At 42.9% G+C, this 25,125-nt stretch carries 17 protein-coding genes; 5 read left to right on the forward strand and 12 right to left on the reverse strand.

From position 1 onward, the window contains the following. The first annotated feature begins 13 nt into the window (after nucleotides 1–13). Entirely contained in the window at nucleotides 14–910 is an 897-nt protein-coding gene (locus SWOO_RS15350) for a LysR family transcriptional regulator (protein WP_012325582.1), read from the forward strand. A gap of 49 nt (nucleotides 911–959) precedes the next feature. On the opposite strand, the gene SWOO_RS15355 is transcribed toward SWOO_RS15350, so the two are convergent. Further along, nucleotides 960–2,960, reverse strand: coding sequence for a DNA topoisomerase III (locus SWOO_RS15355; RefSeq protein WP_012325583.1), 2,001 nt, complete (start codon nucleotides 2,958–2,960; stop codon nucleotides 960–962). A gap of 159 nt (nucleotides 2,961–3,119) precedes the next feature. Between SWOO_RS15355 and SWOO_RS15360 the strand changes: the two genes are divergently transcribed. Beyond that, the gene (locus SWOO_RS15360) at nucleotides 3,120–3,386 is read left to right on the forward strand and encodes a hypothetical protein (protein ID WP_012325584.1); all 267 of its coding nucleotides are present in this window, start codon (nucleotides 3,120–3,122) and stop codon (nucleotides 3,384–3,386) included. 173 nt (nucleotides 3,387–3,559) lie between these two features. Here the strand turns inward: SWOO_RS15360 and SWOO_RS15365 are convergent, their stop codons facing one another. Continuing rightward, nucleotides 3,560–4,669, reverse strand: a complete 1,110-nt coding sequence (locus tag SWOO_RS15365) for an HD-GYP domain-containing protein (RefSeq protein WP_012325585.1) — start codon at nucleotides 4,667–4,669, stop codon at nucleotides 3,560–3,562. 261 nt (nucleotides 4,670–4,930) lie between these two features. Between SWOO_RS15365 and SWOO_RS15370 the strand changes: the two genes are divergently transcribed. Then, complete coding sequence (locus SWOO_RS15370; RefSeq protein WP_012325586.1) at nucleotides 4,931–8,953, forward strand: hybrid sensor histidine kinase/response regulator; 4,023 nt, start codon at nucleotides 4,931–4,933, stop codon at nucleotides 8,951–8,953. Nucleotides 8,954–9,034: 81 nt separating this feature from the next. On the opposite strand, the gene purF is transcribed toward SWOO_RS15370, so the two are convergent. From purF to SWOO_RS15415, 9 genes are all read right to left on the reverse strand, one after another. Continuing rightward, on the reverse strand, nucleotides 9,035–10,549 hold the full coding sequence (gene purF, locus SWOO_RS15375; RefSeq protein WP_012325587.1) for an amidophosphoribosyltransferase: 1,515 nt from the start codon (nucleotides 10,547–10,549) through the stop codon (nucleotides 9,035–9,037). 102 nt (nucleotides 10,550–10,651) lie between these two features. Then, entirely contained in the window at nucleotides 10,652–11,140 is a 489-nt protein-coding gene (locus SWOO_RS15380; RefSeq protein WP_012325588.1) for a CvpA family protein, read from the reverse strand. A gap of 128 nt (nucleotides 11,141–11,268) precedes the next feature. After that, on the reverse strand, nucleotides 11,269–11,874 hold the full coding sequence (locus SWOO_RS15385; RefSeq protein ID WP_012325589.1) for an SPOR domain-containing protein: 606 nt from the start codon (nucleotides 11,872–11,874) through the stop codon (nucleotides 11,269–11,271). A gap of 28 nt (nucleotides 11,875–11,902) precedes the next feature. Next, entirely contained in the window at nucleotides 11,903–13,168 is a 1,266-nt protein-coding gene (gene folC / locus SWOO_RS15390; protein ID WP_012325590.1) for a bifunctional tetrahydrofolate synthase/dihydrofolate synthase, read from the reverse strand. Between the two features lie 64 nt (nucleotides 13,169–13,232). Further along, nucleotides 13,233–14,018, reverse strand: coding sequence for a tRNA pseudouridine(38-40) synthase TruA (gene truA, locus SWOO_RS15395; protein ID WP_012325591.1), 786 nt, complete (start codon nucleotides 14,016–14,018; stop codon nucleotides 13,233–13,235). A gap of 334 nt (nucleotides 14,019–14,352) precedes the next feature. After that, on the reverse strand, nucleotides 14,353–17,760 hold the full coding sequence (locus SWOO_RS15400) for a FimV/HubP family polar landmark protein (protein WP_012325592.1): 3,408 nt from the start codon (nucleotides 17,758–17,760) through the stop codon (nucleotides 14,353–14,355). Between the two features lie 190 nt (nucleotides 17,761–17,950). Then, nucleotides 17,951–18,967 carry an aspartate-semialdehyde dehydrogenase gene (locus tag SWOO_RS15405; protein WP_012325593.1) on the reverse strand — a complete coding sequence of 339 codons (1,017 nt, stop codon included), beginning with the start codon at nucleotides 18,965–18,967 and terminating at the stop codon, nucleotides 17,951–17,953. Nucleotides 18,968–18,969: 2 nt separating this feature from the next. After that, nucleotides 18,970–20,133, reverse strand: coding sequence for a 4-phosphoerythronate dehydrogenase (locus SWOO_RS15410; protein ID WP_012325594.1), 1,164 nt, complete (start codon nucleotides 20,131–20,133; stop codon nucleotides 18,970–18,972). 59 nt (nucleotides 20,134–20,192) lie between these two features. Further along, nucleotides 20,193–20,630 (reverse strand): DUF3069 domain-containing protein, encoded by a 438-nt coding sequence (locus SWOO_RS15415; protein ID WP_012325595.1) that lies wholly within the window; start codon nucleotides 20,628–20,630, stop codon nucleotides 20,193–20,195. A gap of 348 nt (nucleotides 20,631–20,978) precedes the next feature. Between SWOO_RS15415 and SWOO_RS15420 the strand changes: the two genes are divergently transcribed. Beyond that, nucleotides 20,979–22,865 (forward strand): tetratricopeptide repeat-containing diguanylate cyclase, encoded by a 1,887-nt coding sequence (locus tag SWOO_RS15420; protein ID WP_012325596.1) that lies wholly within the window; start codon nucleotides 20,979–20,981, stop codon nucleotides 22,863–22,865. Nucleotides 22,866–22,884: 19 nt separating this feature from the next. On the opposite strand, the gene SWOO_RS15425 is transcribed toward SWOO_RS15420, so the two are convergent. Further along, nucleotides 22,885–23,676, reverse strand: a complete 792-nt coding sequence (locus SWOO_RS15425; protein ID WP_012325597.1) for a substrate-binding periplasmic protein — start codon at nucleotides 23,674–23,676, stop codon at nucleotides 22,885–22,887. A 218-nt stretch (nucleotides 23,677–23,894) separates the two neighbouring features. Here SWOO_RS15425 and queG point away from each other — a divergent pair, with 218 nt between their 5' ends. Continuing rightward, entirely contained in the window at nucleotides 23,895–25,091 is a 1,197-nt protein-coding gene (gene queG / locus SWOO_RS15430) for a tRNA epoxyqueuosine(34) reductase QueG (protein WP_012325598.1), read from the forward strand. Nucleotides 25,092–25,125: the final 34 nt, after the last annotated feature.

Consider the following 25,125-nt stretch of genomic DNA (forward strand, 5'->3'; position numbering starts at 1 on the left):
TATTTAACTACCTATGTTGAACTTAAACTGGCTGCATACTTTCAAAACCTTAATTGAGGTGGGGCACTTTACTCATACAGCTGAAAAGCTATACATGACTCAGCCAGGAGTGAGTCAACATATCAAGAAACTCGAGCAAGCTTGTGGACACTCGCTGATCAAACGTGAAAAGAAAAGTTTTGAGATCACAGAGCAGGGGCAACGAGTCTATGACTACGCTGTTCAAGTCGCTTTGACTCAAGCCAAGCTTCTCGATAGCCTGCATTTTGATGACCCATATGCAGGCACTTGCAAACTGTCATGCTCAGGAGCATTAGCGCTTCAGCTTTACCCTGCATTACTCACTCTGCAAATTAACTATCCTGAGTTAGTAACGCACCTTGAAGCAGCTCCTAACGATAAGATACTTAACGATATTCAAAATGGTAAAGTCGATATTGGTCTGGTCACTCAAGCTCCCAGTGCGAATGGATTTCATGTGGAGAGAATAGGCACAGAGCCTCTTTGTTTAATTTTACCTTTACGCTATAAAGATAAGGTGTTGACTGCGGCCTCACTGCAAGAGTGCGGTTTAGTTAAACACCCAGATGCTGAACATTATCTATCACTCTATTTCGACCTGTGTGGCAACTCTGAACTCTCAAAACTCAACATCGATGAAATAAAAACCGTCAGCTATGTTAATCAACTCAACCAAATTTTGCTGCCGATCTCACTAGGCATAGGCTGTACTGTACTCCCTCAAAGTGTGCTTTCGAACTCTAGCTACCGTGATAAGCTCTATATTTCCCCCCCTAAACAAGCTGTAAATGAATCACTATTTTTGGTGCATAAACGAAACCGACAGCTAGCACGTCGTCACCAAACCATTAAAAACAAAATTCTGGAGCAACTAAAGGCCAATGATTAAAATCTAGCAACCAAAGAATAAGCCGACAGAAATGAGACAAAGTAAGAACCTAGCTGACCTTTGTCGCTCTTCTGCCACTGGGTTTAGCAGCACTCTTGGTTGTTTTCTTTCTACTGTATGCCCTTTTTTTAAAGTTTGATTTAGGGGCCTTAATACCTTGTAACGAGGTAGGCAGTTGCGCACCAGCCTGGGTGATAAGTTGGGCAAGTGAATCCACCAGTGGTGACATAAAGTTGATGTACTTGGCTTCCTTACGACTAATAGCATCTAAGTTACTTTCCCAAAGTGCAGTCATATCTGGCGTAGTTGCACTCATTGGCAGGCTATTAATCAGCCCCTTTCCGACGTCGGTTGCAACAATGGATTTACCACTTCTGCTTAGGTAATTTCGCTTAAACAGCAACTCAATAATTCCCGCCCGTGTAGCCTCGGTACCTAGACCGTCGGTGTCTTTTAAAATCTTGCGGATCTCAGGGTCGGTAACATAGCGATTTATCCCTGTCATAGCACCAAGTAAAGTCGCATCGGTAAAATGCTTGGGAGCTTGAGTCTGCTTCTCAATGAGCTCACCTTGACCCGAGTGAAGAGCTTGACCTTTTTTAAGCTGAGGTAACTTTTGTAAAGCGTCTAAGTCATCATCACTACTGTCGCCAACAGCGCTCCCCTTCTCCTCCAGTTTTTCCCCCTTTTTAGCGAAAAGCTGTTTCCATCCTAGGGATTTATCTTGCTTAGCCTTGGTTTTGAACTTACCTCCCGCAATCTCCACCTCAACCAAGGTTTCATGGTATTGGTAGGGGCTGTAAAACTGCGCTAGATACTGGCGAGCAAGCTGCAGATATATCTGCCTCTCTCTTGGCGTTAATCCAGCTAAATTTGCCGTTTTCTCTGTGGGAATAATGGCGTGATGGGCATCAACTTTCTTATCGTTCCACGCCTTGGACTTAATTTTAGAATCAGGCTGTTCAGGCCCTATCACTAACTCGCTTGCGCCACTCAGCACAGCTTTAATCACTGAAGGTGCCATCGAGAACTGCTCAATAGGTAGATAACGACTATCGGATCTGGGATAGGTGATCAGTTTATATTTCTCATAGAGTGCCTGACAAGTATCTAATACCTCCTTAGCACTCATGCCAAAACGCTTAGCGGCATCTATCTGCAAGGATGAAAGATTATAAGGAAGTGGCTGATTCTGTTTCTTGTCTTTACTGTCTAGACCCACCACACAAGCTGGCTGCTCAGTGATCCTGCCAACGACATTTTGCGCTAAGCCTTTTGAAAGCACTCTCCCCTCTTCGTCCATATAGGCTTGGCATGCTTCGCTGGGCTGCCATTTCGCTTTAAAATGTTCATTATGCTCAGTACTAAGATTGGCTAACACCTCAAAGAATGGTTTAGAGACAAAATTAGCGATCTCCTCATCTCGGCGAACCACTAAGCCAAGTAATGGGGTCTGTACACGGCCCACTGACAGTACACCTTGATAACCAACTTTGCGTCCCTGAATCGTATATGCCCGAGTCATATTTAGCCCGTATAACCAATCAGCCCGTGAGCGGGCTAAAGCAGAGGTGGATAGAGGAATGAACTCACGATTACTGCGCATCTGTCCTAAGGCTCGCTTTACCGCTTGTGGGTTAAGATCGCTTATCAACAAACGTTTTGTTTGATGTAATTTATCCCCTTTAACGCCAAAATGAGCGATCACCTCATCGACCAGAAGTTGTCCCTCTCTATCAGGATCTCCGGCATTAACAAGTTGTGAGGCCTGCTTAATTAATCCTTTTAAAATAGTTAGTTGTGAGCGAGTTTTCGGCTTAGCTTTCATTTTCCAGCTATCTGGAACAATTGGCAGGTGTTCAAACTTCCACGATTTGAACTCAGGGTCATAGGCATCAGGCTCGGCTTGCTCAAGAAGGTGGCCAATACACCAAGAAACACAATCTCCATTGCCAGCAATAATGTGCCCGTCACCTTTTTTATGGGGTTTAGGCAACACGTCGGCAATCGCCCGACCAAGGGAGGGTTTCTCTGCGATATAGAGGATCATAAATAAAATACCGAACACTGTATAAATTACCAGTAACTTTAGCTTAAAGTCTATCTAGCTGCAATGATGAAAGAATTTAATGTAAATTCAATTGAGAATAATTCTCATTTAAACAATAATCGAGTTCAAGATATTCTCTGACTAACGAAAGGACACCTGATGATTGCAACCACTCCCGCCTCTGGTAGTAGTCTGAATAACCTACTTCTCTATCATTTTCTGCTTGTTACTGCCATTGCCCTGCTTATTTTACCTTTTGTAACCGACAACAAAATTTTTGAGTTAATGTTATTGCTGACCATGCAGATAGCATTAACCTGTATCAGTACTTTAATCGGCTTAAGTATGAAACATAGGCTTAACCGCAATGCGGTGACTTTTCTGTTCGCTATCTGGATGCTGGTGTGGTGTGTACATGTCAATTAGCCATGTATCGGGGATTTAAAATAAAGAACCAGCTAATCGAAGTGATCGGCTCTAAGTTAATGTTACTATAAATATTACTGATCCTGTCATTAGCAAATTTAGAGTAAAAACAGATAAACGAAAGAATACTGTTCATCGAACTAAGTCAAAATAGAGCCCAACTTATGCCCTGTTTAATTTTCATCTCTGTATTTAGATGCAACCTCATAAAAATCATCTTCAACTTCGAGGAAAGCCTCAATTAATTCAGGATCAAAATGGTTGCCCTTCCCCTCCTTAATAATATCTAATGCGGTTTCATGGGTCATCGCATCTTTATACACCCGCTTACTAATAAGTGCGTCGTACACATCGGCTATCGCCATCATACGGGCACTCAAGGGAATAGCCTCTCCAACTAAACCATCTGGATAACCTGAACCATCCCATTTTTCATGGTGATAGTGAGCGATATCCTTGGCGATATGCAAGAACGTATCAGATTGATCCATGTGTTTCTCTGCTGTATCTAACGATTTAAACCCTAAATAAGCATGGGTTTTCATCGTATCAAACTCCTCTTTAGTCAGCTTACCTGGCTTTAATAAGATACTGTCCGATATCCCCACTTTTCCAATGTCATGTAGAGGCGCTGAGGTAAAAAGCTGTTCAATATAAGCGGGAGTTAACATCTCACGATAGTGCTCTTTATGACTAAGCTGAGTCGCAAGTAACTTCATATAGATCTGAGTTCGCTTAATATGAAACCCTGTCTCAGGATCTCGGGTCTCCGCCAAATTTGCCATGGCAGTAATTGTCACATTTTGAATATTCACCACCTCCTGAGTTCGACGCTTCACTTCATTCTCTAACAAGATGTTTTGATTTTTTAAATAATCTTTTGAAGCTTTTATCTCTAGGTGAGTCTTTACCCGCGCTAATAACAGAGGAGGACTGATAGGTTTACTTAGATAATCAGCAGCACCAAGATCAAAACCCATGGTCTCATCATCAATGCTCGTTTTCGCTGTAAGAAAAATAATAGGAATGTCACAGATTTCATCATCAGCCTTCACTCTGCGACAAACTTCATAGCCATCCATCTCAGGCATCATCACATCCAGAAGAATAATGTCTATGCCTCCTTTATTAATGATGTTTAGTGCTATCACACCATTAACGGCAGCTTTGACATGATAGTTATCCTTTAGTAGTTCATGAAGAAGACTAAGGTTATCTGGCGTATCATCGACAATTAAGACCGTTTTTTTATCTTTTACAAAAGTATCCCTGCTCGATTCCATTTCAGTTCCACAAGACAATTAAATAAGCCTATTTAAATTATAGGTCTAAAATAAATATTGTACCGAAAAAAAGTGTTCGTCTTTTCGTATTCATCACTCACTTTAAACATGAAGAAAAGAGTGTGTAATTCGATTATTGAAAAGAAACATGGCAAGAGTTGCCCAAATAATATTGCTAGAACTAAGCTATAAAGCAAACACAAAAAATCACCTATTTTAATTGGCTAGGTAGATAAAAATAGTAAACAGGAGAACAAGCAGATGCCTTTGACGAAAGCCCATCTAAGCTACACATCTAAGGCCTTACTTTTACTTATGTTGGTAAGCTTGGTCATCTGCATCACGCTCTCAATTTATAACCAAAGCAGCAAGCAACAGCTCATCGATAGCTACAATCGTTTAAGTACGACTAATGAGTTGATCCATAAGCTAAGGTTAAGCACAGATCAACAAACAAAATTCGCTAAGCTTTATGTGTTAACTGGAAATGACCGATGGTACTCGCTTTTTGAACAGATTATGGCGACACGTAATGGCACCGCAACCCTTCCAGAAGGCACCTCTCTGACCTACTGGGAAAAAATATTAGACCCTGAGTTTGAACTCATTGAATTAGAAAATATTGCTTCTAATGATAGCTTTCCCATCATAGACAAAATGAGCAAAATGGGCACACGTGACTACGAATTAACTCAGCTTAGTCTTGCACTGCAAAAAGCCAATGAGTTAGCTGCTGATGAGCGCCGAGCCCTTAAACGTTTAATCGATAACCCAAATGCCAGCTCCTATGTGATGACACAGCTTTTAGGCGTTCAATATCTTAGCGATAGCTCTAAAGTCATGACAACCATAGGCCTTGCTAGCCGAGCATTGAACGAGCGAGCCCAAGAGGAGCTGACACACACGATAAATAAAGGTTCTGTTATCTTCTCCATGCAGATCCTGAGTTTAATAATATTTGTGAGCAGCATCCTCTGTTTCTTTGTATTGCAGTGGCGCCTTTATATCCACCCTCTCAAAAATATGCAAAAAACAGTAATAAGCCACGTTGCAGACAATAACTTTAACTTTGTGCTTGATGAAAAAACTAAAGGAGAGATGGGCGAGTTTAACAAAGCCTTAAATCATGTCCTTAGAAATGTTGCAGGACAGCTACAACGTAACTCCCTTCTAAAAGACTTTAGTGTCGTTCTCAGAGGAAAGGAGAATACAGAATCTTTAGGTAAGGAGGTAAACCAGTTCTTAATCTCCAAACTAAACCTGCCTTTAATCGGTATATACGTATTAGACGATAATACGTTAGAACGAGTTGCTGGAATTGGCTATAGCGCCGATGCTCCCTTGTCATACACACATAATGACTCAACCCATAAAAGTATCCTGTACGGCCAAAAATATCGCCGCTTTAAGAACCTTAAGGACAAGTATTCTATTAGTCTAAATGGCAGCAGTTTATCTCTAGCTGAAATGCACTACTTTCCCCTTGTCGTTAATCAGTCTCCAGTAGGCTTATTAGAGATAGGCACTCTAACACCACTCGATGACACGGTTGAACATTGGGTAAAAGATGTCATTGATGATTTAGCTATCGGGGTACAGCTAACTCGAAACCTTGAGTTGCAAAAGAAAACTGAGCTAAAGGTCGTCGAACAGCTAGAGCTAAACCGTCAGATCTTAGATGCTATTCCTAACCCTATGTATTACCGTAATGTTGATAGTGAATATATTGGTGTTAATGAAAGCTTTACCTCATTCTTTGGCCTATTTGAAGCAGATATTATCGGCTCGACTCCCAAAGATATCTTTGAAGCTGAAACAGCTCAACAGTTTGAGGATTCTGAGGCTAAGCTCCTCGAAAATATTGGCTCATTAGATTACGAAGCACGCCTAGTGAATGCTGATGGTATTCAAAGAGATGTTATGGTTTATGAAGCCACCTTCTTCTCCACCAAAGGGGATCCAAATGGCGTGGTAGGTCTACTCTTGGATGTCACCGAGCGTAAACAGATGGAAGTTGAGCTGAGAAAAGCAAAAGAAGCAGCCGATGAAGTTAGTAAAGCTAAAGGCGACTTCCTTGCCAATATGAGTCACGAGATCCGAACCCCAATGAATGCCATTATCGGTATGTCCCACCTAGCCCTAAATGCTGACCTTAATCCCAAACAGAGAGGCTATGTCAGTAAAATAGATATGGCAGCTAAATCCCTACTTGGGATCATCAATGATATTTTAGACTTCTCTAAAATGGAGGCTGGCAAGTTAGTCACAGAGGACGTTGACTTCAGGTTAGATGAAGTACTTGATAATTTGACTAATATCATCGCAGTCAAGGCCGAAGAGAAAGGGTTAGAATTTCTATTTGATATAGACCCCCATATTCCCCTCGCTTTAGTGGGTGATCCTCTACGTATCGGTCAGGTATTGATCAACCTATGTGGTAATGCCATTAAATTTACCGACTCTGGAGAAGTGGTTGTCGGAGTAAAACTGCTTAACAAGAGTGAAGATGGACTGAATCTTCAATTCAATGTACGTGATTCAGGCATAGGCTTATCACAGGAGCAGCAAGACAAGCTCTTTAAGTCCTTCTCTCAGGCAGATGCCTCGATTACGCGTAAATATGGCGGCACAGGATTGGGACTGACCATCTCAAAACGCTTAGTAGAGATTATGGGAGGCAAAATCTGGGTTACCAGCGATGAAGGACAAGGTTCAACTTTCTCCTTCACCTTAAATTGTGGATTACAAGATGCAAAAATGAAGAACAACTTCATGCCTATTGAAAACCTAATAGGTAAACCTGTTCTGATTGTGGACGATAATGATGTCGCAAGAGAGATACTTGTTAATCTATTAACCATGATGAAGTTCTCTCCATCGGCCGTGAGCAATGGTCAAGAAGCAATTTCAGCAATAGAGTCCGAAAATATTAATCCTTATGAACTGATATTTATGGATTGGAACATGCCAGGGATTAATGGGATAGAAGCGATTAAGAAAATAAAAGCGCTGAACTTAATCAAACAACCAAAGATAATTTTAGTCACCGCCTATGGCCGTGAAGTTGGGATGACAGAGGATATTGAACATCTGCTCGATGGCATTATCATCAAGCCAGTCAATCCCTCTATCCTTTTTGACTCAGTTGTGGGTGCATACGGTATAGAGGGTCTAGGGGTAAAAGATAACAGCAAAAACTCTAACTCAAATGAAATAGAGTTAGATTTAACAGGTAAATCTCTACTTCTGGTTGAGGATAACGAAACAAACCAAGAGGTAGCAATGGGGATGATGGAGCCATTTAATGTCGATATCACAGTCGCAAATAATGGTCAGGAAGCACTAGATAAATTAGAAGAAAAAGAGTTTCAACTGGTATTGATGGATATGCAGATGCCAGTAATGGATGGCATAACCGCAACAATAAATATCCGTAAGAATGATAAATACAATGACCTTCCTATCGTTGCGATGACCGCCAATGCCATGGAAAGCGATGTCCAAAACTGTAAACAAGCGGGCATGAATGATCATATTGGTAAGCCCATTGACTTTACAATTCTCAAAGAGAAACTCAGAAAATATATCCTAGATGCAGATGAGGAGCTGCCCCCCTCGCCTCTTCCTGATCAACCTACTGAGGTAGAAGTTAAGGTAGAGAATATAGAGCTTTCTGAGCCAACTAAAGAAGCTGAACTCATCATAGAGGAGATGCCAGGTGTCGATACAGTGTTAGGTATCTCTCGGATCGGCGGTAATGAAACAAAGTATTGGGAAATTTTAGAGCGATTTATTAACTCTCAGATAGAAGCCATGATCAATCTAAAACAAGCCATTATCATTAAAGACATCGAAACTGCCACTCGTACAGCCCACTCCCTGCGAGGAGCCGCATCAAACCTTGCAGCATTAACTCTCTGTGATATGGCGAAGGAGATGGAGGACTCTCTCAATAATAATGTTTACCCAGAAGAGATAAAAATAGACATGGTTATCGAGCACCTGCAAACACTTAGCGCCTATATAAAAGCTAAACCATCAAAACAGGAAGGTGCAATGGTAGAGCAAGATGAAGTTGAGCCCCTTAATGACCAACTCCCATTAGATACCCTGCTCACTATGATAGACAATTATGACACTCAAGCACTAGAGGAGATACAGAGAGTCAAACAAACCCTAATTAGTCACCAAGTCGATTACGGCGCAATAGAGAAAGCCATTGAAAACTTTGATTTTGATAAAGCTAAAGCGCTGACTGAAAAGTTAACGGGAACCAATAGCTAGAAATGAAAAACCGACCTGTGAAGGTCGGTTTTCTTAATGCTGTGACATCAAGCCAGTTAGTTTAGCTCAATATTGACCCAGTTATGGGTGACACACATTATGCAGCTCAAGGTTAGTCCCGATATCTTTGCTTCGATTCGCTTTAGCATCATCATTACGTAACTTTGTAATATGGTCCAGATAAGCCTGATCCACATCGTTAGTAATATAGTTACCATCAAAAACAGAAGTTTCGAAACGTTTAATCTCAGGGTTTTCCATACGAACGGCTTCTGCAAGATCTTCCAAATCTTGGAAGATCATCCCATCGGCGCCAATCATCTTACTGATCTCATCAACATCTCTACCGTGGGCTATCAGCTCACTTGCCGTTGGCATATCGATACCATAAACATTAGGGAAGCGGATTTCTGGTGCTGCAGAAGCAAAATACACTTTCTTAGCGCCTGCTTCACGAGCCATCTCAATAATCTGCTCAGATGTTGTACCACGTACCACAGAATCATCCACAAGCAGTACATTTTTGCCTTTAAACTCAACACCAATAGCATTAAGTTTACGACGTACTGACTTCTTACGCTCCTGTTGACCAGGCATAATAAAGGTGCGGCCAATATAGCGATTTTTCACAAAACCTTGGCGGTATGGAAGCTCCAGATGACGTGCAATCTCAAGTGCTGTATCACAAGAGGTTTCTGGAATAGGAATAACCACATCAATATCATGGTCCTCCCACTCTCGCTTAATCTTCTCACCTAATTTAGCCCCCATGTTAACACGGCTGCCATAGACAGAAACCTTATCGATAGTGGAATCTGGACGGGCAAAATAGACAAACTCAAACAAGCAAGGAGCATAACTTGGCGTGTGTGCACACTGTTGAGTATAGAGCTCACCATCAAGGGTAATGTATACCGCTTCACCAGGTGCAACATCACGCATCAGCTCAAAACCAACAGCATCCAGCGCAACACTCTCTGAGGCAATCATATATTCAGTGCCGAGTTCAGTCTCCTGTTTACCCAACACCAATGGACGGATCCCGAAAGGATCACGAAATGCCACTAACCCTTGACCAATAATAAGAGCGGTTACCGCATATGCACCACGTGTCAATGAGTGCACTTTAGCAACAGCATCAAACACCTCTTCAGAGCTTAAACTCTCATTCTTGCACTGCTGTAACTCATCGGCGAGCAAGTTTAATAAAACTTCTGAGTCAGATGTCGTATTAACATGACGGCGTCGCTTAAGTAAAAGCTCGTGCAATTCGACTGTATTGGTCAAGTTACCGTTATGGGCAAGCGAGATCCCAAATGGCGAGTTAACATAGAAAGGCTGAGCTTCCGATGCACTCGAACTTCCAGCCGTAGGGTAACGTACATGCCCTATACCCGTTTTACCCTGTAGACGCTGCATATGTTTAGCTTCAAACACGTCTTTTACCAGACCATTGGCTTTGCGCAATCTAAACGCATTACCATCTACAGTCACGATACCAGCAGCATCTTGACCGCGATGCTGGAGTACAGTTAATGCATCATAAATTGGTTGATTAACCGAAGTTCGACCAACTATTCCGACAATACCACACATGGGTAAGCTTCCTCATTGTAAGATGTTCTGATAATTATAATCTTTAGCCACACCAAGCCGATTAAATCGGTACTTGAAGTGGCATGTAATGCTTATTGCATTTTATATTTTAGGTACAAAGCTTGAAGTGTTTTCCAAGTAATCAAAAAACCACTGGATAACAACACCGAATTCAGGGACAAGTTTAGAACTCTGCCACCAATCCGTATTGGGCGCGCCCGTGAACGCATCCATAAAAAAGAGTAAAGCACTGACAATCAGTGCGCCTCTTAAGGCGCCAAAACATAGACCTAGGACTCTATCTGTCCCAGAAAGGCCCGTTTTCTCGACCAATTGACCAATAAGATAGTTTACCAAGGCGCCAAGAATTAATGTCGCAATAAAAAGAATAGCAATAGCAACGCCATTACGTAGCATTTCATCTTGCATCTGGGTGAGATAAACGGAGAGATCTTGATAAAACTGACTCGCAACAAAAAAAGCTGCAAACCAGACCACAAGTGACATGGCTTCTTTAGCAAAGCCTCGAAGCAAACTGATAAGAGTCGATACTCCTATAACAGCGAAAATGGCGTAATCAATCCAAACCATTGAAAAAGTAATCCAGCAAAGGAGTTAAGACGGCGGGATTTTACCAGAGACTGAAAACATTCTCACCTTAATGATGCAAAAGATTGTTTCAATCTCTGACCACAGTTTTCTGGTTAAGCGCTTTACGCTTAAGAAGCGGTTGGAACGTAGCTCACGATACGGCCTGACAACTTAGTGATTTTTTTAATGTCAGCACTTTGGGCTTGCAGCTTGGCCTTTGACACATTAGGGCCAACAAACACCTTTGTTAACTGACCATCGACTGGCTTTTCCGGTAAAGTATAAGCAGTAAAGCCTTTTTCTCTCAACTGCTTAACAAGTCCATTGACGTTAGAGGCATTTTTAAAACTGCCCAGCTGTAAAGTATAAGCTGATGCCGCGGGCTTGTTAGGTTGAGTCGTGGCCACTTCAACGGGTTTACTCTCAACCACGGCTTTATTGGCCACCTCAGTTGAAGGCTGTTGAGCCAACGCCTCTTTTTCCTCAATCTCTTGCACTAATTGATCTAACTCGTCGGCAGCAGGCTCAAAGGCCTGCTCTTTTTCACTCAGGTCGACAGTTTTAAACTCTTGATCTGGTAATTCAAGTGCTTCCACTTCCGGACGCAAGGGGATCTCTGCAAACTGCTCAGCCTGATGCTCCTTTTTACCATCGAGAATATCGGGTAAAAAAATCACTCCCAATGCAACAAGAACAATAACTCCGACCAAACGATTCTGAAAATGACTAGACAATGTATCTCCCTAAAAATCCATTCAATGCTTAACAGTTTAGTGACAAGGCTTTAAATTCGGCCACGGTATAAAAAGAACCAAACACGATAACGGCATCATCAGGAGTAAGTAAAGCACTAAGCTCACTCCATGCAACTCCCAGACTAGCATAATGTGAAGAGGAGCCTGTAGCGCTTAATGCCGCCTGCAGCTGTTTAGGATCCGCACTTCTGTCTGTCTCCAGTGCTGTGAAGACCCAGTAGTCGACCTGCTCTTCCAGCACCTTGATAACCTCACTCGTGTCTTTATCTTTTAACATGCCACACAACGCAAATAAACGCTTAGATTTAAAACGTTTAAGCTGTGTAGCCAGATAGCGGGCAGCGTGAGGGTTATGCGCGACATCTAATATCACTAATGGTTGCTGAGAAACGACCTCTAGCCGTCCCTCTAAACGAGCAGACCCTAGGGCTTTTTTGATTATCTCAGTACAGATGTCAGGCCAGCCTAACTCAATGACAGCAAGTGCTGTTGCAGCATTAGGCAGTGGCAGTTGAGGCAGAGGCAACCCTGATATTGAGCGACGAACTCCACTAAAATCCCAAACTTCACTACTATTTTTACTCACATGATAGCTAAACTGCTCATTTACGCGGTAGAGCTCAGCCCCTTTACGCTTGACCACCTCGAATAAGCTGGCAGGAACATCAGGCTCACCGACTACCGCGGGTTTACCGCCCCTGAAGACACCCGCTTTCTCTGCCGCAACTGAGTCCCGCGTATCCCCGAGGTACTCTTGATGATCAAGGTCGATAGAGGTGACAACCGCAATATCGGAATCGATAATATTTGTTGCATCTAACCTCCCGCCTAAGCCTACTTCAAGCAAGATAATATCTAACTTATCAGCTTTAAAAAGATAGAGGCCCGTGAGTGTTGCAAACTCAAAAAAACTTAAAGAGATATCCTCTCTAGCAACATTTATAGCTGCAAAAGCCTCAATTAGACGACTATCTGATGCATCCTCACCATTGATCCGCACGCGTTCATTGTATTTCAGAATATGAGGAGAGCTGTATACACCAAGCGTGTACCCTGCCTGTATCAAAATCTGCTCAAGCATGGCGCAGGTGGTACCTTTACCATTAGTCCCAGCAACGGTGACAACCTTTGTCGCACCTAAATCTCGCAAACCAAGACGATCGGCAACCGTCGAGACGCGCGCTAACCCCATATCAATCTCTATAGGGTGTATTGCAAGCAAGTAATCTAACCATAGCGTTAAACTGGCATCTGTAGCTGGAGCTTTAGGCATAATTTATCGTTCTTAATTAATGATAACACCACACAGTGGAGCGAATTGAGCAATATAATTTAGATTAATCCAGCATAAACAGAGGACCTAAAGCCAACTTAGGTAACTGAAAATGCTCAGGGTAAGTGACATCGACCATATACAAACCGTTAGGTTTTGCCGTTGGTGCAGCCTTACTCCTGTCTTTTAGTGCCAGCAGCTCAGGGATCCACTCATGACTTTGATGACCTAAACCAATCTCAATCAAGGAGCCAACAATATTTCTAACCATATGATGTAAAAATGCATTGGCTTTAATATCGACACAGATATACATCCCCTGACGAGTTACATTCACCTCATGAACATTGCGATTAGGCGACTTGGACTGACAGTGAAGCGCCCTGAAACTAGTAAAGTCATGTTCACCCACAAAGTGTTGCGCCGCTTCATGCATCTTGTTCTCATCAAGGTGAGTTCTATAGTGGCTGACCCCAGAGCGTAATATCCCTGGGCGAAGCTGATAGTTATAGATCATATAGCGATAGCGACGCGCTGTAGCAGAAAAACGAGCATGAAAATCCTCATCGACCACTTTAGCCCATCGCACAGCAATATCGTCAGGTAAGCTGACATTGACACCTAAAGTCCAAGCAGACTCTTTACGTATCGCATCTGTGTCGAAATGAACAACTTGGCCAGTTGCATGAACACCAGTGTCCGTCCTACCAGCACAATGAACACTAATCGGTTCATTAGCCACTTTGGAAAGTGCTCTCTCTAATTGAGCTTGAACTGAATCAACCTCAACTTGACGCTGCCAGCCAAAATACTTACTGCCATCATATTCGATACCTAACGCTACTCGCATACAACCTCTTAACCCTTTCTAGCCACTGCTTAACCATTGAGCTTAAAAGCAGCAGTATTGCTCAAATCTATTTAGGGGCGGGATTCTAACATAATGAAATACCGATCTCATATACCCAGACTACTTGGAAATGCAGGATTCAGTGGATTTGTGCAAGCCCACTTCGTTGTAGCATTCACTAAAAAGGGAGTAACCATTCCTACGCAAATGCGTCTAGAATTGAACTCGCGCAACGCCTCTGAAACGAGCATTCTTAGGTAGTTTGGGTATATGTATAAAATAGATAAAGAAATGGCGCCAACTGGCGCCATTTATCAGTAAACAAGTATCCGACTTAGCCGAGGGTTTTGATTAAGCCTTGAGCTTCCTCTTGTTGCCTCTCATTACCATCTAACTGCACCTCTTTAAGCAAGGCCATGGCACTGTCATTATCGTCAATCTCGATATAAGCTCTAGCAAGATCTAATTTGGCGTTAACTGAGTTCTCCTCATCATCAACATCTACCATAGAAGCATTACCCATTAAGCTATCAAGCTCTCCCATATCGACATCGAGCTCTTTATATTGATCAACCTCATCACTCTCTTCGTCAGCTTCATTTAACAATCGATCAATGTCGATGAAACCGTTATCTTTTTGAAATGTGGTCAGATCATGTTCATCAACATGACTCGCCGATGATTCAGACTGCTCCTGAGCATCTAACGCCGCTAAAGCTTCATCAACGGTTATTTTTCCTTCGTCAGCAAGTGAGAGATCAAAGTCGTCATCACTTTGCTCTTCAATAACATCTGGATGCTCCCCACCCTCAGCAGGCTGTGATTCGTTAGCATCATCGGTTAATGCACCATCCCACTCAAGGCTATTATCACTTTTAGACTTATTGCTCTTTAGGTCACCAAAGAAGTTATCCTCTTTAGAAGCGGGCTTCTCCTCTACTGATTTTAGATCCGCCAATAGTGCATCAAGGGCTTCATCCTTTTGAGGCTCAACTTGCTCCTCTACCTGCACATCTTCACTCTGCAGTGGCTCAGCAGGCTCATCGAAACCATCGAGTAGAGAGTCCAGGTCAGCATCATCTATGGTATCTTCAGCTTCAACTTCACTCTTTTGAGCAGCCAACTCCTCACCTAAATCGGCTTCTTCGGCTAACTCAGGCAGTTCTGTTGCCTCTACGCTTTCTGTACTCTCAAGGTTTTCAGTGCTCTTCGGCTCATCAACTGATTCGGTTAGCTCGGCAGCAATCTCTTCACCTAAATCAGCTTCTTCGGTTAGTTCAGGCGTTTCAACACTTTCACTATTCTCGGCATTTTCAGGCTCATCAAAGCCTGCCAGCAGTGAGTCCAGATCCGCATCATCGGCCTGCTCATCAACAGATTCGGTTAGCTCGGCAGCAATCTCTGCGCTTAAATCAGCTTCTTCGGTTAATTCAGGCGCTTCAACACTTTCACTATTCTCGGCATTTTCAGGCTCATAAAAGCCTGCAAGCAGTGAGTCCAGATCCGCATCAACGGCCTGCTCATCAACAGATTCGGTTAGCTCGGCAGCAATCTCTGCACTTAAATCAGCTTCTTCGGTTAATTCAGGCGCTTCAGTTGCTTCAGCACTTTCACTATTCTCGGCATTTTCCGGCTCATCAAAACCTGCAAGCAGTGAGTCCAGATCGGCTTCATCGGCCTGCTCATCAACAGATTCAGTTAACTCAGCGGCAATCTCTGCGCTTAGGTCTGCTTCCTCTGTTAGTTCGGGAGCTTCAGTTGCTTCAGCACTTTCACTATTCTCAGCATTTTCGGGCTCATCAAAGCCTGCAAGCAGTGAATCAAGATCGGCTTCATCGGCCTGCTCATCAACAGATTCGGTTAGCTCGGCAGCAATCTCTGCGCTTAAATCAGCTTCTTCGGTTAATTCAGGCGCTTCAGTTGCTTCAGCACTTTCACTATTCTCAGCATTTTCGGGCTCATCAAAGCCTGCAAGCAGTGAATCAAGATCGGCTTCATCAACTGGCTCATCTTCTGTATCTGCAGCCAATTGGGCTGCTATCTCTTCACTCAGCTCAGCTTCTTCAGGTGTTTCATCGCCTTGGGGTTCATCAAATCCTGCTAATAAGGAGTCCAGATCAGCTTCATCAACCTGCTCATTATCGGCCTCTGCCGCTAGCTCTGCAGCTATCGCCTCATTAAGATCTTCACCACTTTCTTCACCTTGGCTCTCCTCAGCGGGTAGATCAAACTCTTCAAGAAGTGAGTCAAGATCGGCTTCTTCACTCTTAACTTCAGGCTCAGCTTCCGTTTCACCTATCCCCTCAAGCAGGGCATCTAAGTCCTCTTCCTGTTCAGCCGATTCAGGCTCTGAGGCTGTTTCTGTTTCATTGATATCGGTAAGCAATGAATCCAGATCAGCTTCGGCAGCATCAGGCGTCTCCTCTTTCTCATCGACTCCGAAGTCTTCAAGAAGCGAGTCTAAATCCTCTTCCCCTTCACCATCTTGTTCTCCCATAGCTTCAGCCCAAAGCTCATCAAGAGACTGGCCTTCATCTTCCACATCAAGGTCGCTCTCCCCTTCAGTTTCAGTCTCACCTGGATCAACAAACATCTCATTCGCCATATCCATCTGTTCTGAGTCAACTTCCATCTCAACTTCTGGTTGCAACTCGCTAGAATCGACATTCATTAAGGAGTCAAGAGAGTCTTCATCCTCCTCGGTATCAAGATGGACAGCCATATCATCAGAAGTTTCACTCTCACTCACAGCCTCTTCTGCGCTTGGTGCCGGAGCCGATTCAGCCTCACCTTCTACACTCTTCTCTTCACTCTCCTGCTGCTCACCTTCATTTCGACGACGCTTTAAGAATAACCAAAGTAAAATTAGGAAGATAAATGCAGGAAGCGCAGCACCAAGAATAAGAGCTACGGGATTGCTCATCAGCTCTTTCCACTTAATCTCATCCTCTTGAGGAGCTGGTAGCTCCATCTCAGCCAACCTCTCTTTCAGTGCTTCAACATCTGCAGTCAAAGATTCATTTTTTAATCGGCTTGCTTGAAGTTGCTCCTGTAAAACAGCAACCTCTTCATTGAGAAGATCCACTTTCCCAGTCAAGGCTTCGATATCACTGCTACTAAGACTGAGCTCATCCTGAGCTCTCACTAGTTCATCTGCCAATTGCAGGTTTTTATCTTCGGATGCATCTAACTTGGCTTGCAGATCACTGTTTTGCACAGCGTCATTGACGCTTTTTGGGCTCTCGCTTACAGGCTCTTTAACAGAAGCCGACTCTGGCTGTTCAGTTTTTATTGGCTCAGCGACAGGAGTGCTCGGCTTTTGAGCTGCAACAGGTTTGGCGGTGATCTTTTTCCAACCAGCATCATTTCGCTCCGCACGCTGCTTGGCCATGCTCTTAGGAATCGCTAACATCACCTCTTTTGAGGGGATAAGCAGTATCATCCCTTTCTCTAAACTGTTGTAATTTGAGTTGGTAAAGGCGTGTGGATTGGCATCATAAATAGCCCCCATCACCTGATAAATGCTAACACTAGCATCAGGCTGCATCTTCTGAGCTATACTCCAAAATGTGTCAGAAGAGCGAGTAGGACCATATTGCCTAGTGGTTTCTCTAACCTCACCATCTGGACCCGTAATCTTTAAAGGTTCAGCTGCAGATACAGTCTGTTCAATGGAGCTGGTAACTAGGACGAGTAATATTGAGGCAATCAAACCGACTAGATACGGAGTGCGAAAGTTCATTCATTCTTCCCTTTCAAGCGTAGCGGGCAGCTCACAGGAGCATAGCTTTAGGCAATTGTATTTATTGAGATTACTATAAACCAGAAATCAATGGTCTGCTACTGTTCACAATTCAAAAACAAGTGCAAATATAAAAAAAGCCCGCATATTGCAGGCTTTTTCAACAAAACAGGCATAAATCAGCCTAGAACTAGTAATAATCTCTTATTAATACTTCGGCTATCTGTATGCTATTAAGCGCAGCACCTTTTCTAATATTATCAGAGACAACCCACAGGTTAATGCCATTTTCATGTGAGATGTCTTTACGTACACGTCCCACATAAACTGGATCACACCCAGCAGCATCGGTCACCACGGTTGGATACTCTTCATCTGATTCAAACAGTTCAACACCCGGCGCATCTCGCAACACAGACTTAACATCTTCGGCGTCAACTGGTTGCAGAGTCTCTAAATGTATCGCTTCTGAATGACCATGGAAAACAGGAACACGAACAGCAGTTGGGTTAACAACTATGCTTTCATCGCCGAAGATTTTCTGGGTTTCCCAGACCATCTTCATCTCCTCTTTCGTATAACCATTATCCATAAACTTGTCGATATGAGGCAGCGCATTAAAGGCTATCTGCTTAGGATAAGCCTTTGGTTCAATGGGTAAGCCCTGAAGCAACTTGGCACACTGACTCGCCAACTCTTCTATTGCTTGCTTACCTGAGCCTGAAACAGACTGGTAAGTCGCCACATTGATACGTGAGATCCCAAATGCATCATATATCGGCTTAAGGGCCACCAACATCTGAATCGTAGAGCAGTTCGGGTTAGCGATAATATTTCGATTACGGAAATCGGCAATAGCTTGAGGGTTCACTTCAGGAACTACAAGCGGTACATCGATGTCATATCTAAAATGAGAGGTGTTGTCGATAACAACACAACCATGCTCTGCAGCAATCGGTGCCCATTTAGCCGAGACATCGCCACCAGCAGAGAAAAAGCCTATCTGAGCCTGAGACCAGTCAAACTTATCGACATCAAGAATTTCTACCTGTTTACCGTGGAAGCTTACCGTATTACCAGCACTACGACTGCTGGCAAGAGGGAATAAATTCGCAACGGGAAAATTGCGCTCTTCGAGGATCTCAATCATAGTTTGACCCACAGCACCCGTAGCACCTAATACGACAACATTAAATTCTTGCGACATAATTACCGACCGACTCCTGAATATCCTAAATTAAGCAACCAATCTACCTCAGATTGACCCGTAGTTGCTAGCGTTAACGCGCTAAATTCACGTCTATGCTTGTGATTTTTTCTCATAAGGTCAAACCCATTGTTATTAGAGGAATTAACAGGGGCTTTTTTTGATGGATCTTCAAGCAAAGTAGCTCTAAATAACGCATCATCATCACGAAGGTCATAAACAAAGCGACTAAGCTGTAATAGCGCTTTTTCAGAAGGCTCCTTGGTCAGTGTCAGCTGCTCGGTCCAAAAAGAGGGTAAAAGTGCCAGCATCTCTTTCTCCTCCTTTTTACCCAACACCTGCATCAACTTCTGATAAAGCATATAGGTGCCCCGCGCTTTTCCCTCTAAGCTATAACCTGCAATATGGGGCGTAGCAAACTCCACATAGGGGATCAGTTCACGCATCGGATTCGGTTCCCCCTCCCATACATCAAGCACCACTTTAATATCTGCTCTTTGCTGTTTAACGTTTATCAAAGCACGGTTATCTACCACCTCGCCCCGACAGCAGTTCAATAACCAAGTGTCAGCATTAAGGCTATTTAGTCTACTCTCGTCAAACAGATACCAAGTTTTATGTTCACCACTCTTAGTGATAGGCACATGTAGGCTGATAACGTTTGCGCGAGTGATAAGCTCATCTAACGAAACAAAATTGCGAGGATCGCTTTTTTCAATCAAGGGATCATGTAATAGCACTTCAACGCCGTAAGCTTGTAAACATCTGGCCACCGCACTCCCAGTATTACCAGCACCGACAATCCCCACCACTTTGTCTTTCAGGCTTGTTCCAAATCGATTGGCCAACTCCAACATGGCGATAAAGGCAAACTCGCCTACCGCCGTTGCATTGCAGCCAGGGGCATTTGAAAAGGAGATCTGACGCTGAGTCAGATACTCAGTATCGATATGATCAGTCCCTATTGTTGCACTACCCACAAAGGTTAACTGACTATTCTTTGATAGTAATGATGCATCGACTTGGGTCACCGAGCGTACCAGCAATACATCAGCATCTTTTACCATTTCAGCTGTTAGGCTACGGCCATTTACCGTTTCAATGATCCCTAAGTCCCCAAACAGCTCTTGTACATAAGGCATGTTTTCATCGGCTATGATTTTCATTTTGTTCTCAAAAAGTCAGTGAATAATAGGGTATCTCTACTCTAACAGCTTGAAATAGGTTACTTACCATCAACCACAGCACGAATGCTATTAAGCAGTGCTCTATTCGTGCGCGCTTTCTTTAATTTCTTTGAACTCTCTTTTAATGACTCATCGGAGATACGAGTAAAAATACCACTGTATTCATTTTCCGCTATCGCATCATCGGTATCAGCAGCCTCTGAGATATCTTGAGCAACACGGCTTAGTTGTAGCCAGGCATTAGCGATATAAAATCCATGGAAGTCTTCCTGAGGTAGCAGAGCTTTTGCACTATTTGGCAAAGCTTCCCACCCCTTGATGAACTTCTCATCACTGTCTTCTAATAACTCATTACATAGATTGGCATAGGCCTCAAAAAGATTCTGTGGGATCTGATCCATTGGAATAACAAGATTACACACGTTTAATGATACTTGCTCAACGCGTGCTTTATATTCTGGGGTTATCTCTATCATGGTTTACTCGATATGGTTTCAAAAAATAGGAGTCGAGTCGTTTACACAAATCGTGACTCAACTTAAAAATGCCACTAACACTAAGCCACGGTTTCTGTTCACCACTCTAAAGTTAATATTGATGGTTTATCTTGGCTCAGCTAAAGCGTGCATTTATACCTGTACCTCTCTCTAAATGCAAAGAAACAAACAGGTATACAAGTGGCTAGATGTCGGTACAATACAATTTAACATTCGATTACATGCAGTGATAAGGCACACTAATATTCAACCGATAGTTTACGGATGGTTAAAACTAACAACTATGCTTAAGTTGCAAAAGAATATTAACTCATAGGGTAATGAACCGTGATCAATAGAACAGGCCTTTTACTATTAAGCTTTTGTTTATTAATCCTTTTAACCACCATTTCGGTCGTAAAAGCTGATGATTACAACACTATTGAGAAGGTGCTAACTGAATTAGAGAGTGGGACAACCATCCCTCAAACTGAATTAATCGAAAAGATAACCTACCTAAAGAACCAATTATCCGAACGAGATAGCAGCTATTATCTTAGGCTTCAAGCTATTATCTGCTGGAACTATGATGTTGACGACCCAAAACAGAGAGCGCTTGCCATCAGTTTTGCCAACAAGCAACTCAATAATCCTTTTATTCAACAATCACCTGAACATCATCTGGATATTCAACTCTGTAAAGCCTGGTTTAATCAAATAGATGGCAAGGTTACACAAGCATTAAAAGAGTATGATGAGATCATTCAACGAGCCTATCAGATAGAGTCACTGAAGCTTATCGCCGATGGACGTAGCATTCGCGGCGCCATGTACTCATTTCAAGGAAACTTCTCTCTCGCTCTTGAAGATCTTATCACTGCACAGCATCTTTATGACAACTTAGGCCTTAACCACTGGAGTCAAATAAACCTGTCAGATCTCGCCACCAGCTACCGACGTTTCGGTGATCCCCAAACCGCGATAAAATACTATAAACAGCTTGAAGCTAGGTTCATTAAACTCAATGATATGGACGCAGCCACAGCCATGATCACTGAGATGGCCATCGCTTACGAAGAGTTGGGGGAATATAATAAGGCGATAGAATACTATCAAAAATCCTATGAGTACTGGCAAAAACAGGGAGACATTTTTAGCGCATCGACTATCGCGGTTAACATCTCAGGAAGCTTAATTAAACTCAACAGAATAACTGAGGCTCAAGAATATTTATCTCAAGCCAGTCCCCACATAACCTCAAAAGATGAAGCCTTCTACAGTTTTATGAAGCTTTTTGAGGCTGAAATTAGCTTAATAGATGAGAAACCAAGTGAAGCACTCAACGCACTCTTAGAAGCAAAGTCAGCTTTTAATAGAGTAAAAAACAAACGAGGTTTAGCCCAGTTATCACAGATTGAAAGTCAAGTTTATACCTCACTAGGCGACTGGCCAAAAGCGCTTCAGGCATTACAAAGATATGTGCAACTGCACAATGAACTTGACGCAAAAATGCAATCAAATCGCACGACAGAGATGCGAACACGTTTTAATACCGAACAGATTGAGACTGAAAATAAACAACTTATCGAATTACAAAAAGCGAGAGAGCTTGAACTACACATTCTTGAGCAAAATCGATACCTTCAATTTACTGTGATTATACTGGCCGTTATCGTGATCCTTTTTGTCTCACTCTTTGCTATCAAACAGGTACAAAAGTCTAAATTATTAGCGGTACTGGCATTAACCGACCACCTGACTAAGCTCCCAAACCGTAGACAAACTTATTCAGAAGCAGAGAAACACTTTTCAAATAATAACAGTAAGTTATCCCTGATACTGTTTGATGCGGATCACTTTAAGAAGATCAATGATAATTTTGGTCATGAGATTGGAGATAAAGTACTGTTTGAACTGGCCAATATCAGTAATCTAATGATGAGAAGAGCCGATCTTGTCGGACGAGTCGGTGGCGAAGAGTTTCTTATTATTTTGCCCGACACTTCGCTTGAACAGGCCATAAAAATCGCTAATAGGTTAGTGGAGTCGATCGCAAAAACTGATCTTTCACATTTGTCTCCCACATTGTCTATATCAGTCAGTGCGGGAGTGGCGGAAAAAGAGCAAGATGCCTCCTTCACTGAGCTACTTAATCGGGCAGATACAGCACTTTACCAAGCAAAAACCAACGGCAGAAATCGCGCTGTCTTTAATACTCAACAAACGGATCAGTAAACCACACCCCAACTTAAACTCACTCTACTCGCCTGATAAGCTCAACTCTTTCTGGAACCGGTAAGTCGCCAAACCACTTATAATAGAGGCGTTTGAATTTACCTGAAGCTTTATAGTACGCCAGCGCACTTTGCCACTGCTTAATCACCTCTAATTCAGTCCCTTTTGAAAAAGCAAGATACAGCTCTATCTCCGAGAGGACAAAAACAGGTTTAACCGAATCGATATTAGCGCCAATTTTGGTTAGTAAGCTTGCTACTGCAATATCAGCCTGACACCAAAACCTTACTCGCCCCTTAATCAACTGTTTAGCTGACTGGTGAGGGAAGCTTGATACCAAAAGCTGTGTTAGCCCTAACTCTTTTAACATCTCTAAACCGATAGCACTTCGATAGGTACCTATGCTGCCCGCATGGTTTAACTCTTCAAGACTGTTAATTTCAATATGATCATTGGCTTTTGCATAGAGTGAAATTTTACTGGTAATAATAGGCCCAACAAAATCAAAGTTTTTACGTCGTTCTTCATCGACAGAGGTAGCAAACAACACCACATTTGGCAAAGAGTTAGCAATCGATAAAGCTCTCGCCCAAGGTAGCACCTCAATCTCCAGTTCAGTCCCCATAATCCGCTGTAACTCATTGACAAGTTCAACAGCAAAACCAGAAGCAATGCCTGCATCATCGTAAGAAACAGGAGCCCATGGCTCAGTCAGCAGACGTAACTCAACACTTTCATCGGCAATCGATTGACATATCAATAGAAGGGATAAAAAAATAGAAAAAAATCCGCTTTTAAAACAACGACCCATAATACCTCTTCTACAACAAAATTGAGACCACAAACGGAGACGTCAGCACCCAATACCAGTAATTAATAAAACAGTTCACCCGTAACTGATAACCCAAAACATAAACAAAACGACGGTTTAATTAAATATCTCTCTAGTCAATTTCTCAGGCGCTACGCTTAGATAACAGAACAATACCTGTTATTATACTGAGGTACTCCTTAAACCTTACGCTACCTATGCCCAACTCTGTGTTAACTCAATCAAGTTTTGACTCTCTCACATCAAGCCAACTTTCCCAACTGGTAATAAGTATTAAACATTGGGGAAAAGAGCTTGGCTTCGCTCAAATAGGTATTTGTGATACTGATTTAACTATAGAGGAGCCTAAACTACAGCAGTGGCTAGATAAGGGCTATCACGGAGAGATGGGGTATATGGAGAGCCATGGCATGATGCGCGCTCGCCCCCATGAGCTACATCCAGGTACAATACGTGTTATATCCGCCCGCATGGACTATCTCCCACCAGAAGCTGGATTTGCGACAAATTTACGCGATCCTAATCTTGCCTACATCTCCCGTTACGCCGGTGGGCGAGACTACCATAAGCTCATTCGAAATAGGCTCAAAAAGTTAGGGTTAATGATAGAGGAAGAGCTTACTCGCTTAGGCGTAGGTAAGCCTAACTTTCGCCCTTTTGTTGACTCTGCGCCCATCCTTGAACGACCACTCGCTGACAAGGCAGGCCTTGGCTGGACCGGTAAGCATAGCCTGTTACTCAATCAAGATGCTGGCAGTTGGTTCTTCTTAGGAGAGCTACTTATTGACTTACCACTTCCGGTCGACATTCCTGTCAGTGAAGGATGTAACACCTGCGTTGCATGCATTAAATCTTGCCCAACAAACGCCATTGTCGAACCCTATATCGTCGATGGCAGACGCTGTATCTCCTACCTAACCATAGAGTTGCAAGGCGCAATCCCCGAAGAGTTCCGCCCTCTTATCGGTAATCGCATCTATGGCTGTGATGATTGTCAGTTAGTCTGTCCAGTCAACAGCAAGTCACCATTGACATTAGAAACAGATTTTCACACCAGAGATCCACTCAAACAACCTGAGTTACTCACACTCTTTAATTGGAGTGAAGCCGAGTTTTTGAAAATCACAGAGGGCAGTCCAATACGTCGTATCGGTCATAAACGCTGGCTGAGAAATATCGCTGTAGCACTGGGGAATGCACCATTTTCACAAACAATTATTGATACTCTCGAACTCAAAAAGCAAACGGAGGAACTTGATGAGATGGTCGCTGAACATATTGACTGGGCATTAAAGCAGCAGAGATTTAAACAAGGTGGAGAAGTGCCAACAGTAAACCGTAAGACACAGCGGGTGATACGCAGTGTCGAAAAAGGTCTGCCCAGAGATGCATAAAAGCGAGTCCCTAGCCTTAGGAACTCGTGGCTCA

The organism is Shewanella woodyi ATCC 51908 (assembly GCF_000019525.1).
Taxonomy (GTDB): Bacteria; Pseudomonadota; Gammaproteobacteria; order Enterobacterales; family Shewanellaceae; genus Shewanella; species Shewanella woodyi.

Bases quoted from the DNA above. Each gene is read 5' to 3' on its own strand.
- SWOO_RS15410 (WP_012325594.1), bottom strand. From the start codon at position 20,133: ATGAAAATCATAGCCGATGAAAACATGCCTTATGTACAAGAGCTGTTT.
- SWOO_RS15400 (WP_012325592.1), bottom strand. From the start codon at position 17,760: ATGAACTTTCGCACTCCGTATCTAGTCGGTTTGATTGCCTCAATATTA.
- queG (WP_012325598.1), top strand. From the start codon at position 23,895: ATGCCCAACTCTGTGTTAACTCAATCAAGTTTTGACTCTCTCACATCA.
- SWOO_RS15425 (WP_012325597.1), bottom strand. From the start codon at position 23,676: ATGGGTCGTTGTTTTAAAAGCGGATTTTTTTCTATTTTTTTATCCCTT.
- SWOO_RS15350 (WP_012325582.1), top strand. From the start codon at position 14: ATGTTGAACTTAAACTGGCTGCATACTTTCAAAACCTTAATTGAGGTG.
- SWOO_RS15365 (WP_012325585.1), bottom strand. From the start codon at position 4,669: ATGGAATCGAGCAGGGATACTTTTGTAAAAGATAAAAAAACGGTCTTA.
- truA (WP_012325591.1), bottom strand. From the start codon at position 14,018: ATGCGAGTAGCGTTAGGTATCGAATATGATGGCAGTAAGTATTTTGGC.
- SWOO_RS15360 (WP_012325584.1), top strand. From the start codon at position 3,120: ATGATTGCAACCACTCCCGCCTCTGGTAGTAGTCTGAATAACCTACTT.
- SWOO_RS15415 (WP_012325595.1), bottom strand. From the start codon at position 20,630: ATGATAGAGATAACCCCAGAATATAAAGCACGCGTTGAGCAAGTATCA.
- SWOO_RS15355 (WP_012325583.1), bottom strand. From the start codon at position 2,960: ATGATCCTCTATATCGCAGAGAAACCCTCCCTTGGTCGGGCGATTGCC.
- SWOO_RS15380 (WP_012325588.1), bottom strand. From the start codon at position 11,140: ATGGTTTGGATTGATTACGCCATTTTCGCTGTTATAGGAGTATCGACT.
- purF (WP_012325587.1), bottom strand. From the start codon at position 10,549: ATGTGTGGTATTGTCGGAATAGTTGGTCGAACTTCGGTTAATCAACCA.
- SWOO_RS15405 (WP_012325593.1), bottom strand. From the start codon at position 18,967: ATGTCGCAAGAATTTAATGTTGTCGTATTAGGTGCTACGGGTGCTGTG.
- folC (WP_012325590.1), bottom strand. From the start codon at position 13,168: ATGCCTAAAGCTCCAGCTACAGATGCCAGTTTAACGCTATGGTTAGAT.
- SWOO_RS15370 (WP_012325586.1), top strand. From the start codon at position 4,931: ATGCCTTTGACGAAAGCCCATCTAAGCTACACATCTAAGGCCTTACTT.